Annotated in this window: 11 protein-coding genes; 9 read left to right on the top strand and 2 right to left on the bottom strand. The window is 67.8% G+C overall.

The features are described from left to right. Positions 1–754 precede the first annotated feature (754 nt). Positions 755–4801 (bottom strand): phosphoribosylformylglycinamidine synthase, encoded by a 4047-nt coding sequence (gene purL / locus VSR71_RS08345; RefSeq protein ID WP_342913407.1) that lies wholly within the window; start codon positions 4799–4801, stop codon positions 755–757. Positions 4802–5160: 359 nt separating this feature from the next. On the opposite strand from purL, the gene VSR71_RS08340 reads away from it, so the two are divergent. The 8 genes from VSR71_RS08340 (at position 5161) to pgi (ending at position 15253) form a co-directional block, all read left to right on the top strand. After that, positions 5161–6525 carry an amidase gene (locus VSR71_RS08340; RefSeq protein ID WP_342913406.1) on the top strand — a complete coding sequence of 455 codons (1365 nt, stop codon included), beginning with the start codon at positions 5161–5163 and terminating at the stop codon, positions 6523–6525. Between the two features lie 116 nt (positions 6526–6641). After that, on the top strand, positions 6642–7607 hold the full coding sequence (locus VSR71_RS08335) for a TRAP transporter substrate-binding protein (RefSeq protein ID WP_342913405.1): 966 nt from the start codon (positions 6642–6644) through the stop codon (positions 7605–7607). 74 nt (positions 7608–7681) lie between these two features. Continuing rightward, positions 7682–8233 (top strand): TRAP transporter small permease, encoded by a 552-nt coding sequence (locus tag VSR71_RS08330; protein ID WP_342913404.1) that lies wholly within the window; start codon positions 7682–7684, stop codon positions 8231–8233. Further along, positions 8233–9543 carry a TRAP transporter large permease subunit gene (locus VSR71_RS08325; protein ID WP_342913403.1) on the top strand — a complete coding sequence of 437 codons (1311 nt, stop codon included), beginning with the start codon at positions 8233–8235 and terminating at the stop codon, positions 9541–9543. Before VSR71_RS08330 ends, VSR71_RS08325 begins: the two co-directional genes overlap by 1 nt. Positions 9544–9597: 54 nt before the next feature. Beyond that, a complete protein-coding gene (locus VSR71_RS08320; RefSeq protein WP_342913402.1) occupies positions 9598–10893 on the top strand; it encodes a D-amino acid dehydrogenase in 1296 nt (431 codons plus the stop codon). Positions 10894–10899: 6 nt separating this feature from the next. Then, on the top strand, positions 10900–12507 hold the full coding sequence (locus VSR71_RS08315; RefSeq protein ID WP_342913401.1) for an NAD(P)H-hydrate dehydratase: 1608 nt from the start codon (positions 10900–10902) through the stop codon (positions 12505–12507). Next, positions 12504–13478: a DMT family transporter gene (locus VSR71_RS08310; RefSeq protein WP_342913400.1), complete on the top strand. Its 975-nt coding sequence runs from the start codon at positions 12504–12506 to the stop codon at positions 13476–13478. Before VSR71_RS08315 ends, VSR71_RS08310 begins: the two co-directional genes overlap by 4 nt. Positions 13479–13609: 131 nt before the next feature. Next, positions 13610–15253: a glucose-6-phosphate isomerase gene (gene pgi, locus VSR71_RS08305; RefSeq protein ID WP_342913399.1), complete on the top strand. Its 1644-nt coding sequence runs from the start codon at positions 13610–13612 to the stop codon at positions 15251–15253. A 4-nt stretch (positions 15254–15257) separates the two neighbouring features. Here pgi and VSR71_RS08300 read toward each other — a convergent pair whose 3' ends face one another. Then, on the bottom strand, positions 15258–15956 hold the full coding sequence (locus VSR71_RS08300) for an ABC transporter ATP-binding protein (RefSeq protein WP_133096871.1): 699 nt from the start codon (positions 15954–15956) through the stop codon (positions 15258–15260). On the opposite strand from VSR71_RS08300, the gene VSR71_RS08295 reads away from it, so the two are divergent. Next, the gene (locus VSR71_RS08295) at positions 15955–16650 is read left to right on the top strand and encodes an arylesterase (RefSeq protein WP_342913398.1); all 696 of its coding nucleotides are present in this window, start codon (positions 15955–15957) and stop codon (positions 16648–16650) included. The genes VSR71_RS08300 and VSR71_RS08295 overlap by 2 nt on opposite strands. The last annotated feature ends 107 nt before the right edge of the window (positions 16651–16757 follow it).

Below are 16757 nucleotides of genomic sequence, written 5' to 3'. Positions count from 1 at the left end.
ATATGTTGTCGGCCGTTGAAGCGCCTGGTTCCGCCCTCCTGGGCGGGTCACTTTTTGGCCGAGCGCCAAAAAGTAACCAAAAAGCGCGTCGCCTGCGGCTGGCTGAGCCAATTTGGCGCTTCTGGTCATATTGGCGATTTTGGTCTCAGCGAGGCGTGGCCGCGGTTCCACCCTGCTACGCCAGGTGAGTGAGTGTGGGTGCCTGACGAATACCCACTTTTGAACCATCCCCAGGACGGGTGTAGGCCGCCTGCTCCATGCGGTATCGCATCATCGCCTACGGCTGCGCTGCGCGCGGCTCAGTCTCGCGGGTGAGGTGCACTGGCACGAACCCGCATCGCTTCGCTTGCTAGGCGGCGATGGTAGCCAGGGCGAGATCGGCCGCTCTGCCAACTTGGGCCCGCGCATAGCGCAGCCGAAGGCGTCCCACCAATATGGCATGCAGCAGGCGGCCTACGCCCGGCATGGGGATCGTTCAAGAGCCGGTTAACGCCAGGCACAGGCCCTGAATCACCTGGCGTTAGCAGGTTCGAACGGGCACCCAAGCCTAAACGGAAATCACCACCGCCCGATCCACCAACGCCGTCAAATTGATGGCCAGCCGCCCAGGCGACGCGCTTTTTGGTTACTTTTTGGCGCTCGGCCAAAAAGTGACCCGCCCAGGAGGGCGGAACCAGGCGATTCAACGGCTGATAACATGTCACCAGCCGCGAGATCGCTAATTGTGGTCGGGGCTTTCACCCCATCCAAAGTATTACCCCACCCACTTCCTCGCATTCCGGAACATCCGCATCCACGGGCTGGCACCATCGCCAACCTGCTTCCACGCATCCGGCGCCCAGCTCATCGTCGCCGCACGGAACACGCGCTCCGGATGCGGCATCAGCACGGTAAAGCGGCCGTCGAAGGTAGTCACCGACGTGATGCCGTCAGGCGAGCCATTCGGGTTCAACGGATAGGTCTGCGTCACCGCGCCATAGTTGTCGACGAAACGCAGCGCGACGTTGGCCTCGCCGATATTCCCCTGCTGCGAGAAGTCCGCGAAGCCTTCACCGTGTGCAACCACGATAGGAATGCGGCTGCCTTCCATGCCGGCAAAGAAGATCGACGGCGACGACTGCACCTCCACCGTGACGTAACGCGCCTCGTACTGCTCCGACTGGTTACGCGTGAACTTCGGCCACGCCCCCGCGCCCGGAATGATCGGGGCCAGGTTGCTCATCATCTGGCAACCATTGCAAACGCCCAGCGCAAACGTGTCCTGGCGGTTGAAGAACGCGGCGAACTGCTCGGCCATCTGCGCATTGAACAGGATGGTCTTGGCCCAGCCCTCGCCGGCGCCGAGCACGTCGCCGTAGCTGAAGCCGCCGCAGGCCACGAAGCCCTTGAAGTCGGCCAGGTTGGCGCGGCCGGCGATCAGGTCGCTCATGTGCACGTCGTGCGTGTCGAAGCCGGCGCGGTCCATGCTGTACGCCATCTCGATCTGCGAGTTGACACCCTGCTCGCGCAGGATCGCCACGCGCGGACGCGCGCCGGTGGCGATGAACGGCGCGGCGATGTCGTCGGCCGGATCGAACGTCAGCACCGGGCTGATGCCGGGGTCGGCCGCATCCAGCAGGCGATCGTATTCGCTGTCGGCGCAGGCCGGGTTGTCGCGCAGTCGGGCGATGCGCCAGCTGACTTCGCTCCAGTTGCGCTGCAGATCCGTACGCGACGCGCCGAACACCTTCTTGGCATCGCGGTAGATCTCGACCTGGTCGTTCGTGTTGGGCTTGCCGACCACATGGCTGCATGCCGACAGGCCGGCCTCGCGCAGCACCGCGAAGACCGCGTCGCGGTCCTGCAGGCGCACCTGAACCACCGCGCCGAGTTCTTCCGAGAACAGCGCGCGCAGGGTCTGGTCATTGCGGCGTTCGGCGATCTGCTGGGCCCAGTTCTTGGCGTCGCCGTAGTCCTGTTCCTGCTGCGGATCGAGCGCCAGCATGTCGACGTTCAGCGACACGCCGCAGTGGCCGGCAAAGGCCATCTCGGCCAGCGTGGCGATGAAGCCGCCATCGGAACGGTCGTGGTAAGCCAGCAGCTTGCCTTCGCGATTCAGGCGCTGGATCACGTTGAAGAAGTTCTTCAGGTCTTCAGCGTTGTCGACGTCCGGCGCGCTGTCGCCCACCTGCTGCGTGACCTGCGCCAGGATGCTGCCGCCCATGCGGTTCTTGCCGCGGCTCAGGTCGACAGCGATCAGCACGGTGTCGCCGGCATCGGTGCGCAGTTGGGGCGTCAGCGTGCGGTTGACGTCGTCCACCGCGGCAAACGCCGAGATGATCAGCGACACCGGCGCCACTACTTCCTTGTTGACGCCTTCGTCCTGCCACTTGGTGCGCATGGACAGCGAGTCCTTGCCCACCGGAATGCTGATGCCCAGTGCCGGGCACAGTTCCATGCCGACCGCGTGCACGGTATCGTAAAGCCTGGCGTCCTCGCCTTCCACGCCGCAGGCGGCCATCCAGTTGGCCGACAGCTTGACCTTGCCCAGGTCCTTGACCGGCGCGGCGGCCAGGTTGGTCAGCGCCTCGCCGATCGCCATGCGGCCCGAAGCCGGGGCATCGATCACGGCCAGCGGGGTGCGCTCGCCCATGGTCATCGCCTCGCCGGCATTGCCCTTGTAGTCCAGCGTGGTCACGGCCACGTCGGCCACCGGAACCTGCCACGGACCGACCATCTGGTCGCGCGCGTTCATGCCGCCCACGGTGCGGTCGCCGATGCTGATCAGGAACGACTTGCTGGCCACGGTCGGGTGGCGCAGCACGTCGCGCACGGCCTGCTCCAGGCTGATGCCGGTCACGTCCACGGCCGGCAGCGGCTGCTCGACGCGCTTGACGTCGCGGTGCATGCGCGGCGGCTTGCCCAGCAGCACGTCCATCGGCATATTGACCGCGTGGTGTTCCTTGAGCGCGGCGTCGACGCTGGCGTCGACCAGTTGCAGCTGCTTTTCCTCAGTCGCAATGCCGACCACGGCGAACGGCGAACGCTCGCGCTCGCACATCGCCTGGAACTGCGGGAAGCTGTCCGGCGCGATCGCCAGCACATAGCGCTCCTGCGACTCGTTGCACCAGATCTCCGCCGGCGACAGGCCGGACTCTTCCAGGTGCACCTGGCGCAGGTCAAAGCGCGCGCCGCGGCCGGCGCCGTCGACCAGTTCCGGGAAGGCGTTCGAGATGCCGCCAGCGCCGACGTCGTGGATCGACAGGATCGGGTTGGCGTCGCCAAGCTGCCAGCAGGCGTTGATCACTTCCTGCGCGCGGCGCTCCATTTCCGGATTGCCACGCTGGACCGAGTCGAAGTCCAGGTCGGCGGTATTGGTGCCGGTCGCCATCGAGCTGGCGGCGCCGCCGCCCATGCCGATGCGCATGCCCGGTCCGCCCAGCTGGATCAGCAGCGTGCCGGCCGGCAGCGGGTTCTTGTGCGTGTGCGAGGCGTCGATATTGCCGATACCGCCAGCGATCATGATCGGCTTGTGGTACCCGCGCACCGTGCCGCCGACGTTCTGTTCGTAGACGCGGAAATAGCCGCCCAGGTTGGCGCGGCCGAATTCATTGTTGAACGCGGCGCCGCCGAGCGGGCCGTCGATCATGATCTGCAGCGGCGAGGCGATGCGGTCGGGCTTGCCGGTCACGCCGGGCTTGTCGTCGGGGTTGCGGTGCGCCACCGGCTGGGCGGCGTCGCGGTCGTTTTCCCAGGACTCGATGGCCTCGGGCAGCATCAGGTTGGACACCGTGAAGCCGGTCAGGCCGGCCTTGGGCTTGGCGCCGCGGCCGGTCGCGCCCTCGTCGCGGATTTCACCGCCGGCGCCGGTCGAAGCGCCCGGGAACGGCGAGATCGCGGTCGGGTGGTTGTGCGTCTCCACCTTCATCAGCGTGTGCGTCAGCGCCTCGTGGCGGCCGTACTTGTGGTCATTGCCGCGCGGGAACCAGCGCTCGGCCACATCGCCTTCCATCACCGCCGAGTTGTCCGAGTAGGCCACGATCGAGCCTTGCGGATTGAGCTGGTGCGTATTGCGGATCATCGCGAACAGCGACTTGTCCTGCTGCACGCCGTCGATGGTCCAGGTGGCGTTGAAGATCTTGTGGCGGCAGTGTTCGCTATTGGCCTGCGCGAACATCATCAGCTCGACGTCGGTCGGGTTGCGCTCCAGCTTGGCGTACGCGTCGACCAGGTAGTCGATCTCGTCCTCGGACAGGGCCAGGCCCATCTCGACGTTGGCCGCGGCCAGCGCGCTGCGGCCGGCGGCGATGTCGATAAAGCGCAGCGGCTTGGCCGGCAGTTCCTGGAACAGGCCGGCGGCGTCCTCGCGCGAGGCGACCACGGTCTCGGTCATGCGGTCGAACAGGTGCGCGGCCACGGCGGCGCGGGTGTCCGCGTCCAGCGACTTGCGCCCGCGCAGCAGGCCCTTCTTGCAGATCACGGTGATCTCGATGCCGCGCTCGATGCGGTGGATATGCGTCAGGCCGCAGTTGTGGGCAATGTCGGTCGCCTTGCTGGCCCACGGCGAGATCGTGCCGAAGCGCGGGATCACGACGAAGCGGTCGCCCTCGGGCTGCTCGGCGAAGGGTGCGCCATAGGTCAGCAGCGCCGCCACGCGCGACTGGTCGTCGGCCGACAGCGGCGTCTGCGCGTCAACAAAATGCAGGAACTGGCCGTGCACCGATTCGATATCGGCATCGATTTGCCGCAGGGCGGTGAGCAGGCGTTGCTGACGGAAGGCGGAAAGCGCCAAAGCGCCGGGGAAGCACGAGAAATGCGCCATGATCGTAGCGGTCGGGAGGCGTGGAGTAAGGCTGGGAAAAGCCTGGGTAATGGCTGCTGCTTGGCCGGCACCGCTGCATGGGGTGTCCGGCTGGCGGGAAACCGCTATTGTACCTTGCCGGGCGAGGGATTTTGCATTGCGCCATCACGGCGATGCCGTGTTACATGGAATCGTGATAATGCTTATGCATCACTTTGCGCAATTTTTCGCCCGAGCGGCGTTCTCGGGCTTCCACGCGTATTCGCTCCCCGCAGAGCACTGCGTCAATGCTTATGCGCGCCATTCGGCATTTTTAGCTTGACACTTGATTCGCGAATTATGAGCATGATCACCACCCCCGGTACCGCACCATCGCGCCCATGCCATCCATGCTTCCCGATCTCGATACCCTGAACACCCGCCTGCGCGAGGGCGCTACCAGCCGCGCAGCGGTCCTTGAGGAGGCCGCCGCCGCGGCAGCCGGGCCCGCCGCCGAAGCCGTGTTCCTGCACAGCACCTTCGAGGCCGCCGCGCAGGTCGCGCGCGCCGCCGATGCCGCCAGCGGCGCCGGCAAGACGTTGCACCCGCTGGCCGGCCTGCCGGTCTCGGTGAAGGACCTCTATGACGTTGCCGGAGAAGTCACGCGCGCGGCCTCGGTCGTGCGCCAGGATGCCGCCCCGGCGACGGCGGACGCGACCGTGGTGGCGCGCCTGCGCCAGGCGGGCGCCGCCATCGTCGGCCGGACCAATATGACGGAGTTCGCCTTCTCCGGCGTCGGCATCAACCCCCACTACGGCACGCCGGCCAACCCGGCCAGCGAGCCCGGCACGCCGCGCATTCCTGGCGGCTCGTCGTCGGGCGCGGCAGTGTCGGTGGCGCTCGGGCTGGCGGTCGCGGCGCTCGGCAGCGATACCGGCGGCTCGATCCGCATCCCGGCCGCGCTGTGCGGCATCACGGGCTTCAAGCCGACTGCCCGGCGCGTGCCGCTGACCGGGGCCTTCCCGTTGTCGTACACGCTCGACACCGCGTGCGCCATGGCGCGCACGGTCGGCGACTGCGTCGTGGTCGATGCCGTGATCGCCGACCAGGCGGTGCTGCCGCGCGTCACCAGCCCGTCGGCGACGCGGCTGGCGATTCCTCGCCAGTACCTGCTGGACGATCTCGACCCCGTCGTTGCCCGCGCCTTCGACCGCGCACTCGGACGGCTGTCGGCCGCCGGCGTGCAACTGGAACATGTCGACCTGCCTGAGCTTGGCGAACTCGCCGCCCTGAATGCGCAGGGCGGCTTCAGCGCGCCCGAGGCTTATGCCATCCACCGCCATGTACTGGCCGGCAAGCGCGAGCTGTACGACCCGCGCGTGGCATCGCGCATCGACCGCGGCGCAACGGTCAGCGCCGCCGACTATATCGACCTGGGCCGCGCCCGCCTTGGCTGGATCGCCCGCATGGAAGCGCGCCTGGCCCGCTTCGACGCGGTGGTGTGCCCGACCGTGCCGATGGTTGCCCCCGAGATCGCGCCGCTGCGCACCGACGACGCGCAGTTCTTCCGCGTCAATGCCCTGCTGTTGCGCAACACCTCGGCCTTCAATTTCTTCGACGGCTGCTCGATCTCGCTGCCCTGCCACGCGCCGGACGAACTGCCGGTCGGGCTGATGCTGTCGCACGGCCCGATGCGCGATGCCGAACTGCTGGGCACGGCACTTGCGTTGGAACGGATCGTGCAACCGTCTTCGCGCGACGACTGAGGCCGCCGCCGCGCTGTTGATCTTGCGCTGACCGCGGCCCACGCCGCGGAAGGCACCAGGTAGTACGCAGACAAGCTGTACAACCGCGCCCCGCGCGCACACCAGGAGAGATCGAGATGCGAGTCAAGGCAATCGTTGCGGCCGGCCTGGCGCTGGCCGCCATGACGGTACAGGCGGATACCAAGTGGGATCTGCCCACCGGCTACCCGGCGAGCAACCTGCACACGGAAAACCTGCAGCAGATGGCCAACGACGTCGACAAGGCGACCGGCGGCAAGCTCAAGATCGTGCTGCATCCTAATGGCTCGCTGCTCAAGGCCAACGAGATCAAGCGCGGCGTGCAGACCGGCCAGGTGCAGATGGGCGAGATCCTGATGTCGCTGCTGGCCAACGAGAACCCCGTGTTCGGCGTCGATGCGGTGCCGTTCCTGGCCACCAGCTACCCCGATGCCTACAAGCTGTGGCAGGCATCGCGCCCGGTCACCGAGAAGGTGCTCGACAAGCAGGGCATGAAGCTGCTCTATGCGGTGGCGTGGCCACCCCAGGGCATCTACGCCAACAAGCCGATCAACTCGGCCGCCGACATGAAGGGGCTGAAGTGGCGGGCCTACAATCCGGCCACCTCGCGCATCGCCGAACTGGTCAGCGCGCAGCCGGTGACGATCCAGGCGGCCGACCTGGCGCAGGCGCTGGCCACCGGCACGGTCAATTCGTTCATGTCGTCGGGGGCGACCGGGGTCGACACCAAGGTGTGGGAAAGCGTGAAGTACTTCTACACCGTGGATGCGTGGCTGCCCAAGAACATGCTGGTGGTCAGCAAGAAGGCCTTCGCGGCACTGGACAAGCCCACCCAGGACGCGCTGCTCAAGGCCGTCGCCGACGCCGAGAAGCGCGGCTGGCAGGTCTCGGAGCAGAAAACCAGGGAGTACCTGGCCACCTTGTCGAAGAACGGCATGACGGTGCAGCCGCCCTCGCCGCAGCTCAAGTCCGACATGCAGAAGGTCGGCCAGACCATGGTGGACGACTGGGCCAAGACCGCGGGCGATGATGGCAAGGCCATCCTCAACGCCTATCGCAAGTAAGCAAGCACCGCAGCCTCCCGCCAGGCCGTGCAGGCTGGCATGGCGGGGATTTCCACCTTCCTGACGCTGCCATCATGCCGACTGCCCCACTCCCCAAGCGCTGGCTCGACCGCCTGCTCGACCTGTTTGCCGCGCTCGGCGCGCTCTGCATTCTCGCCGTCTGCGTGATCATGATCCTGATGTCGTTGTCGCGCGAGACCGCGGTGATCTTCAAGGGCGGCGACGATATCGTCGCCTGGCTGTGCGCGGCCTCCGCCTTTCTCGTGCTCGGCCAGACCTTCCAGCACGGCGGCATCGTGCGCGTGGAGATGCTGCTCGAAGCCGTCGGCCCACGCAGGCGCTGGGTGCTGGAGGTGGCTTCGCTGACCGTCTGCCTGGCGTTTGCCGCCTACGCCGCCTGGGCGCTCGGCACCTTCGCCTGGCAAAGCTGGGACATCGGCGATGTCTCGCAGGGACAGATCGTGATCCCGCTGTGGATTCCGCAGAGCTTCGCGGTGCTGGGCATCTTCGGCTTCCTGCTGGCGGTGGCCGATGAATGGCTGCGCGTGGTGCGCCGGCAGAAGCCGCGCTACCAGCTGGCGCAGGAAGCCAAGCTCGCCGCAGGCGATTTCGGGGAGACGATCTGATGAGCACGGTCCTGGTTGCATTGATCCTGCTGCTGGTGATGATCGTCTTCCTGGCGATCGGCGCGTGGATCCCGGTGGCAATCGCGGTCACCTCGTGGATCGGACTGGTGGTGTTCTCCGACCGCGAGGCGCTGGTAAGCCTGGCCAACGCGTGGTGGTCGTCGAGCGCGTCGTACACGCTGGCCTCGTTGCCGCTCTTTGTCTGGATGGGCGAGATCCTGTTCCGCACCAAGCTGTCAGAGCAGATGTTCAACGGGCTCTCGCCGTGGCTGAACTGGCTGCCGGGGCGGCTGATGCACGTCAACATCCTGGGCTGCGGCATCTTCGGCTCGGTGTCGGGATCGTCGGCGGCGACCTGCGCCACCATTGCCAAATCCGCGTTGCCGGAGCTGACGCGGCGCGGCTACGACGAGCGCACCACGCTCGGCTCGCTGTCGTGCGCGGGCACGCTGGGCATCCTGATCCCGCCGTCGATCACGATGGTGGTGTATGCGGTGTCGGCGGACGTGTCGATCATCCGCGTGTTCCTGGCCGGCTTTGTCCCCGGGCTGATGCTGATGCTGCTGTTCTCCGGCTACATCGTTGTCTGGGCGCTGGCCAACCCCGACAAGACGCCGGCGCCGGATCGCTTCGACTGGCATGCGCGGCTGGCGTCGATCCGGCAGTTGCTGCCGTGCATCGTGCTGATCGCCTTTATCACCTGGGTCATGGTCACCGGCTACGCCACCGCGACCGAGGCCGCGGCCTATGGCGTGGTGGCGTCGCTGGGGCTGGCGTGGGCCGGCGGCTCGCTGACGCGCGCGGCGTTCTGGGACAGCCTGATGTCGGCGACGCGCCTGACCGCGATGATCATGTTCGTGCTCGGCGCCACCTCGTTCCTGTCGGTGACGATGAGCTTTACCGGCATCCCGCGCGCGCTGGCCGAGTGGGTGGCCGCGCTGCAGCTGTCGCCGTGGGCGCTGATCGCGGTGCTGACGGTGATCTACATCGTGCTCGGCACCGCGCTCGACGGCATCTCGATGATCGCGCTGACCACCGCTACCGTGCTGCCGATGGTGCAGGCGGCCGGGTTCGACCTGGTCTGGTTCGGCATCTTCATCGTGCTGCTGGTGGAGATCGCCGAGGTGACGCCGCCGGTCGGGTTCAACCTGTTCGTGCTGCAGAGCATGACCGGCAAGGACAGCAACTATATCGCCCGGGTCTCGCTGCCGTTCTTCATGATGATGGTGGTCGCCATCGGCATCATCACGATCTGGCCGCAGGTGGTGACGTGGCTGCCTGACCTGGTCATGCAGCAGGAGGTCAAATAGCATGGGCCAGACGCCGCCTTTAAGCCGATGCGCCGCGCGGAGGCGGCTGACCGCATGCACGTGATTGTCATCGGCGCCGGCGCAATCGGCGTCTGTTCCGCGTGGTACCTGCGCCAGGCCGGTTTCGACGTGACCGTGCTGGAGCGGCGCGCCGCGCCCGCGCAGGAGACCAGCTTCGGCAATGCCGGCATGATCGCTCCGGGCTATGTCACGCCGTGGGCGGCGCCGGGCATGCCGGGCAAGGTGCTGCGCACGCTGTTCGCGCGCGAGGCGCCGGTGGTGTTCCGCCCGTCGGCGGACCCGGCGATGTGGCGCTGGATCGCGCGCTGGCTGCGCGAGTGCAATCTGGAAAGCTATCGCGCCAACAAGCTGCGCATGCAACGGCTGGCCTTCTACAGCCGCGCCTGCCTGCACCGGCTGCGCAGCGAGCTGGAGATCGACTACGAGCAGTCGCAGGGCTACCTGCAGCTGTTCCGCACCGCGCGCGACCTGGACCTGGCGGGCCCGGCGGTGGCGCTGCTGCGCGAGAACAACGTGCCGCACCGGCTGGTCAGCGCGCAGGAATGCCGGCGCATCGAACCTGGCCTGGCCGCCGATACGCCATTGGCCGGCGGCCTGCACCTGCCCGAGGATGAGTCCGGCAACTGCCCGATGTTCGTGCGCGCGCTGCACCGGCATGCCGAGGCGGCAGGCGTCGCATTCCGCTTCGAAACTCAGGTGGCGCGCATCATCCGGCCGGACCAGTGTGGCAAGCTGCAGGTCGAACTCGCGCACGGTCAAAATGGGAGCCCGCCGGTGCTGGCTGCCGACCGCGTGCTGGTCGCCGCCGGCGTCGACAGCGCCCCGCTGCTGCGGCCGCTGGGCCTGCGCGTACCGCTGTATCCGGTCAAGGGGTACTCGATCACGCTGCTGGTGCGCGACGAACTGCAGGCGCCGCTGGGCGCGCTGATGGACGAGTCGTACAAGATCGCGATCACGCGGCTGGGCAACCGCATGCGCGTCGCCGGCACGGCCGAGCTGGGTTCGCGCCGGCTCGACCTGCGCCCCGCCGCGCTGCGCACGCTGGTCAAGGTGGCGCGCGACTGGTTCCCGGTGGCGGGCAACTACCAGGAAGCCACGCAATGGGCCGGAGCGCGCCCGATGCTGCCGGACGGGCCGCCGCTGATCGGCCCCACTGCCGTGCCCGGCCTCTTCCTTAACCTCGGCCACGGCTCGACGGGCTGGGCGATGAGCTGCGGATCAGGCAAGATTGCGGCTGACCAGATCGCCGCCAGCGCCGGCGCGGCACGCGGGCCCGACATCGACATGGAGGGCCTGCTGCCGGACCGCCACGGCCTTGGCCCCAGATAGCCACACATGAGCCACCCTGCCGCTTCCACCGCCGCGCCGCAAGACCAGGGCGACGGCTGGTTTGAGCTCGACGCCGCTTTGCCATTGGCGGTTCCGCTGTACGACGTCGCAGCCATTCGCCGCATCGAGAACGCCGCATTCGCACGACTGCCTTCGTTCACGCTGATGTCGCGCGCCGGCGCCGCCGCCGCGGACTGGCTGGCGCGGCATGCGCCGGCGGGTCCATTGCTGTTTCTTGCCGGGCCGGGCAACAACGGTGGCGACGCGCTGGTGGCCGCGACGCTGCTGCACGGCACGGGCCGCGCGGTGCAGGTATGGATCGCGGCGGACCCGGCCCGGCTGCCGGCCGATGCGGCGATCGCATGGCAGCAGGCGCAGGCGGCAGGCGTGCCGATACGCGAAGTCGGGGAGATGCCGGCGTCCGTGTCGGATCCCGCACCGGAGTGGCCGCCACAGGCGGCCGCCATCGTCGACGGCCTGCTCGGCATCGGGCTGAACCGCGCGGCCAGCGGCGCCGTGGCGTGGTGGATCGAACAGGTCAACCGCAGCGGCCTGCCGGTATTCGCGCTCGACATTCCCAGCGGGCTGTTCGCCGACACCGGTGCGGGGGCACCGGCGATCCGCGCCCGCCGCACGCTGACCTTCATTGCCGCCAAGCCCGGCCTGCTGACGCTGGATGGCCGCGATTGCGCCGGCGCCGTCGACATCGCGCCGATCGGCCTCGACTACCCTCCGGCTCAGCCGCCGCATGCACTGGCCAATGGCACAGCGCTGTTCGGCGCAGCGCTGCCGCGACGGCACCATGCCAGCAACAAGGGCACGCATGGCTCGCTGGCGGTGATCGGCGGAAACCATGGCATGACGGGCGCGCCCTTGCTCGGCGCCCGCGCTGCGCATTTTCTGGGCGCGGGCAAGGTCCATATCGGCTTTCTCGCGCAGCCGGCGCCGCTGCTCGACCCTGTGCATCCGGAACTGATGCTGCATGCGCTGGACGGCCTGGCGCTGGGGGCGATGTCGGCACTGGTGATCGGCCCGGGACTTGGCACCGACGCCACGGCGCAGCGGCACTTCGCGCGGCTGCTGCAGGCACTTGCCGCGGTGCCGGTGCCGACGGTGCTCGACGCGGACGCGCTCAACCTGCTCGCTGCCGATCCCGCCCATGCAGGCGCGCTGGCCGCCGCCCGCGCACCCTGCGTGATGACGCCGCACCCGCTTGAAGCGGCGCGCCTGATGGGCACCTCGGTGGCAGACGTGCAGCGCGACCGCATCGCAGCGGCCACCGCGCTGGCCAGGCAATGGCAGGCAGTGGTCGTACTGAAAGGCTCGGGATCGGTGATCGCGGCGCCGGACGGCAGCCCCGCCACACTGAACCCGACCGGCAACGCGGCGCTGGCCAGCGCCGGCACCGGCGACGTGCTGGCCGGCATGATCGGCGCATTGCTGGCGCAAGGCATGCCGCCGCTGCCGGCCGCGCAGGCGGCGGTATGGATCCACGGCCAGGCGGCGGACGACCTGGTCGCGCAAGGCACCGGACCGGCCGGCGTGACCGCCAGCGAGTTGTATCTGCCGGCACGCGCCGTGTTCAACCGCTTGCTTGCGGTGGGCGGCGCATGACGACTGGCGCGGCATTCCTGCGCGACCCGTCCGACCGCCGCCAGCTGCTGGCCGGCATCGCCCTGCTGGTGATCGGCCAATGGGTGCTGAGCCTGCTTGACGCCACCAGCAAGACGCTGACGCAGCAAGGGCTGCCGCTGGTCGCGGTGGCATGGGTGCGCTATGTCGGCCATGTCATCGCAATCTTCCTGCTGCTGGGACCGGCCGGCTGGCGGCGTCACTGGCGCCCGGCAAAGCCCGGCCTGCAGTGGCTGCGCGGTGCCCTGATGCTGGTGTCGACGCTGGTGTTCTTCAGCGTGCTGATGCTGATGCCGCTGGCGCAGGCCACGGCGCTGAATTTCTGCGCGCCGCTGTTCGTGGTTGCGCTGTCGCCGTGGCTGCTCGGCGAGCGCCCCGGGCGGCACGCGCGCTGGATGCGCTGGACTGGCGTGATCGTCGGCTTTGCCGGCATGCTGGTGGTAGTGCGCCCCGGCGGGCAGCTCAGCCCGCTTGGCGTTGGCCTCGGACTACTCTCCGCAATGGTGTTCGCGCTGCTGCAAATGCTGACGCGCCGCATTGCGGCGCACGACGCGCCCATGACCACGCTGATCCAGAGCGGCGTGACCGGCGCCTGCCTGACCACGCTGATCGTGCCCTTCTTCTGGTTCACCGCGTGGCCCACGCCGCTGCAATGTGCGCTGCTGCTGTCGGCGGGCATCACGGGGTCGCTGGGCCACTATTTCGTCATCCGTGCGTTCCAGCACGCCGATGCCTCGTTCCTGAGTCCCTTCCTGTACCTGCAGATCATCTCGGCCACCGTGATCGGCTACCTGGCATTCGGGCAGTTGCCTGACTGGACCACGGCGGCAGGGATCGGTGTCATCTGCCTGGGTGGACTGTGCGTTGCCGGCGGCGAGCCGGTGTTGCGCGCGGTGGCGGCGCGGCTGCGCGCCCGGCCGGTCACGACGGGGCCGTCAGACAATGTCCGATAGCTGGCCGGCACGCCGGATGCTATGTTGCAAGTGGTAACGATATGGCGTAGCGGCCTGCCCAAATGGTCACATTGCTGACGCTATACTTTCGCCTGCGACTCGGTTCGCCCCTGCAACCTGAATTGTCCTGCATGCCCACTGACCTTCACGCCTGGAACGCCCTGCTTCGGCACCATGACACGATTCGCGATGCACAGATGCGCGAGTGGTTCGATGCCGAAGGCAAGCAGCGCGTCTCGCAGTTCTCGCTGGAAGCCGCCGGCCTCTATCTGGACTACTCGAAGAACCGCATCACGCCCGAGACCATGCGGCTGCTGGTGCAGCTGGCGGCCGAATCCGGCGTGCCGCTGCGGCGCGACGCGATGTTTGCCGGCGAGCATATCAACACTACCGAAGATCGCGCGGCACTCCATGTCGCGCTGCGCGCGACGGCCGGCGATGGCTACAAGGTCGACGGCGAAAGCGTCATGCCGGCAATCCAGAAGGTACTGGTGCGCATGCGCAGCTTCTCCGAGCGCGTGCGGGGCGGCGACTGGAAAGGCGCCTCGGGCGAACGCATCACCGATGTCATCAACATCGGCATCGGCGGCTCCGACCTCGGGCCGCGCATGGTGTGCCGCGCGCTGTCGCACCTGTCCGACTCCGACGGCCAGTACGGCCCGCGCATGCACTTCGTCTCCAATGTCGATGGCACCGACCTCGCCGAGACGCTGGTGCGCCTCGACCCCCAGCGCACGCTGGTGATCGTCTGTTCCAAGACCTTCACCACGCTGGAAACCATGGCCAACGCGCGCAGCGCGCGTGCCTGGTTCATCGCCAACGGAGTGGCCGAGAACGACCTGGCCAAGCATTTCGTCGCGGTCTCGACCAATACCGAAGCCGTGCGCGAGTTCGGCATCGATCCCGCCAACATGTTCGAGTTCTGGGACTGGATCGGCGGACGCTTCTCGCTGTGGTCATCGGTCGGCCTGTCGATCACGCTGGCGGTGGGCTTCAGCGCTTTCGCCGACCTGCTCGCCGGCGGCCGCGCCATGGACGAACACTTCCGTACCGCGCCGCTGGAACGCAACATGCCGGTGATCCTCGGCATGCTGGGCATCTGGTACCGCAATTTCTGGCACCTGCCGACCAGCTGCATGGCGCCCTACTCGACCTCGCTCGAACTGTTCCCCGCGTTCCTGCAGCAGCTGGAGATGGAGAGCAACGGCAAGTCGGTGCAGCTCGACGGGCAGCGCGTGCGCACGCATACCTCGCCTGTGGTGTGGGGCACGGCCGGCACCAATGGCCAGCATGCCTACTTCCAGCAGATTCACCAGGGCTCGCAAGTGGTGCCGGTGGACTTCGTCGCGCCGCTGGTGCCGCCGCGCCGGCTGCCGGGCCATCACGCCAAGCTGCTCGCCAACTGCTTCGCGCAGGCCGAGGCGCTGATGCGCGGCCGCAGCGCGGACGAATTGCGCGCCGCCGGCCTGACCGACGAAGTGCGCATCGCGCATATGGTGTTCGATGGAAACCGGCCCAGCAATACCTTGCTGATGGAGGACCTGACGCCGCACGTGCTGGGCGCGCTGATCGCGCTCTATGAGCACCGCACCTTCGTGCAGGGCGTGGTGTGGAAGATCAATTCGTTCGACCAGTGGGGCGTTGAGCTGGGCAAGATCCTGGCCCGGCCGATCGAGGCCGAGCTCACTGGCGCCGGCACGGGCCAGCACGATGCCTCGACCTCGGCGCTGATCGAGCGCGCCCGCGCGGTATTGAAGGCAGGCGCTGCCAGCTAGCGCGTCAGACCTCCGCGCCCATCCATTCGTCGCTGGCAACGCGGCCGGCGTCGATGGTCAGGATGCGCCCGCAGCGTGCCGCCACCGAGCGGTCATGCGTGACCAGCACCAGCGTCGAGCCGGCATCGCGGTTGAGCGCGAACATCAGCGCGATCACCGCCTCGCCGGTGGCCGTGTCGAGGCTGCCGGTCGGCTCATCGGCAAACAAGATGTCGGGACGCGCGACGAACGCGCGTGCCAGCGCCACGCGCTGCTGCTCGCCGCCCGACAACGTGCGCGGATAGTGACTCAGGCGCGCACCCAGGCCGACGCGCTGCAGCATGTCCACCGCGCGCTCGCGCACCTGCGACGTTTCACCGCGCAACTCCAGCGGCAGCATCACGTTTTCCAGCGCGGTCAGGTGTCCCACCAGCTGGAACGACTGGAACACAAAGCCGACATGCCGGCCGCGCAGCGCCGCGCGCTGGTCCTCGTCCAGTGCATACAGATCCTGCCCGTGCAGGCGCACCGTGCCCGCGCTGGGCAGGTCCAGCCCGGCCAGCAGTCCCAGCAGTGTCGACTTGCCCGAGCCGGACGCGCCCACGATGGCCAGCGTTTCGCCCGGCGTGACGGAAAACGACACCTCGTGCAAAATCGTCAGCGAACCTGTCGTGTCGGCTACGGTCTTTCCAAGGGACTCGACGGCAAGAATGGAAGAGGACATGGATAAAGTGATCCGAGTGATCCGAGTGATCCGAGTGATCCGGGGCAAAAGGCGCAGGCTGTTGCTGGCAGCCGCGGTGACGCTGACGATGTTGGGCGGGATGCAGCCCGCACAGGCAGCACAGGCCGCAGCGCCTGCGCTGCTGGTGCTGGGCGACAGCCTGTCCGCCGAATACGGCATCACACGCGGCACCGGCTGGGTCACACTGCTGCAAGACCGGCTCAGGCAAGAGCGCTTCGATTATAACGTCGTCAATGCCAGCATCAGCGGCGAGACCACCATCGGCGGCAAGACCCGCTTGCCGGACCTCTTGTCGCGGCACAAGCCGGCCATCGTGGTGGTGGAGCTGGGTGCCAACGACGCCCTGCGTGGCCTGCCGCTGCAGACCACGGAGTCCAACCTGCGCCAGATCGTCAGCAGCGCGCAGAAGGCCGGCGCCGGGGTGCTGCTGGTCGGCATGCGCATCCCGCCCAACTATGGCCAGGACTACACCGAAAAGTTCTTCTCGCTGTATCCGAAGCTGGCCGGCGAATACAAGGTGCGGCTGGTGCCGTTTTTCCTCGACAAGGTGATGGCCAGGCAGGACTGGTTCCAGCCGGACCGCATCCACCCCACTGCCGAGGCGCAACCAGCGCTGCTGGAGACGGTGTGGCCGCAGCTCAAGCCGATGCTCAAGCGCAGCGCCGACAGGTAGACGCTGGCAGGAAGACGTTACGACGAAGCTTCCAGCAACAAAAAAACCCCTGCCGCCATGGCAGGGGTTTTTTTGCTTGCGACGCGCCACGTGGCGCGGTGGCGCGT

It is taken from the genome of Cupriavidus oxalaticus (genome assembly GCF_038900635.1).
Taxonomy (GTDB): Bacteria; Pseudomonadota; Gammaproteobacteria; order Burkholderiales; family Burkholderiaceae; genus Cupriavidus; species Cupriavidus oxalaticus_B.
Note: the sequence above shows the minus strand (reverse complement) of the source record. Positions and strands in the feature narration are given on the sequence as shown.

Excerpts from the sequence above, each read along its gene's own strand:
- purL (WP_342913407.1), bottom strand. The coding sequence starts at position 4,801 with ATGGCGCATTTCTCGTGCTTCCCCGGCGCTTTGGCGCTTTCCGCCTTC.
- VSR71_RS08340 (WP_342913406.1), top strand. The coding sequence starts at position 5,161 with ATGCCATCCATGCTTCCCGATCTCGATACCCTGAACACCCGCCTGCGC.
- VSR71_RS08335 (WP_342913405.1), top strand. The coding sequence starts at position 6,642 with ATGCGAGTCAAGGCAATCGTTGCGGCCGGCCTGGCGCTGGCCGCCATG.
- VSR71_RS08330 (WP_342913404.1), top strand. The coding sequence starts at position 7,682 with ATGCCGACTGCCCCACTCCCCAAGCGCTGGCTCGACCGCCTGCTCGAC.
- VSR71_RS08325 (WP_342913403.1), top strand. The coding sequence starts at position 8,233 with ATGAGCACGGTCCTGGTTGCATTGATCCTGCTGCTGGTGATGATCGTC.
- VSR71_RS08320 (WP_342913402.1), top strand. The coding sequence starts at position 9,598 with ATGCACGTGATTGTCATCGGCGCCGGCGCAATCGGCGTCTGTTCCGCG.
- VSR71_RS08315 (WP_342913401.1), top strand. The coding sequence starts at position 10,900 with ATGAGCCACCCTGCCGCTTCCACCGCCGCGCCGCAAGACCAGGGCGAC.
- VSR71_RS08310 (WP_342913400.1), top strand. The coding sequence starts at position 12,504 with ATGACGACTGGCGCGGCATTCCTGCGCGACCCGTCCGACCGCCGCCAG.
- pgi (WP_342913399.1), top strand. The coding sequence starts at position 13,610 with ATGCCCACTGACCTTCACGCCTGGAACGCCCTGCTTCGGCACCATGAC.
- VSR71_RS08295 (WP_342913398.1), top strand. The coding sequence starts at position 15,955 with ATGGATAAAGTGATCCGAGTGATCCGAGTGATCCGAGTGATCCGGGGC.
- VSR71_RS08300 (WP_133096871.1), bottom strand. The coding sequence starts at position 15,956 with ATGTCCTCTTCCATTCTTGCCGTCGAGTCCCTTGGAAAGACCGTAGCC.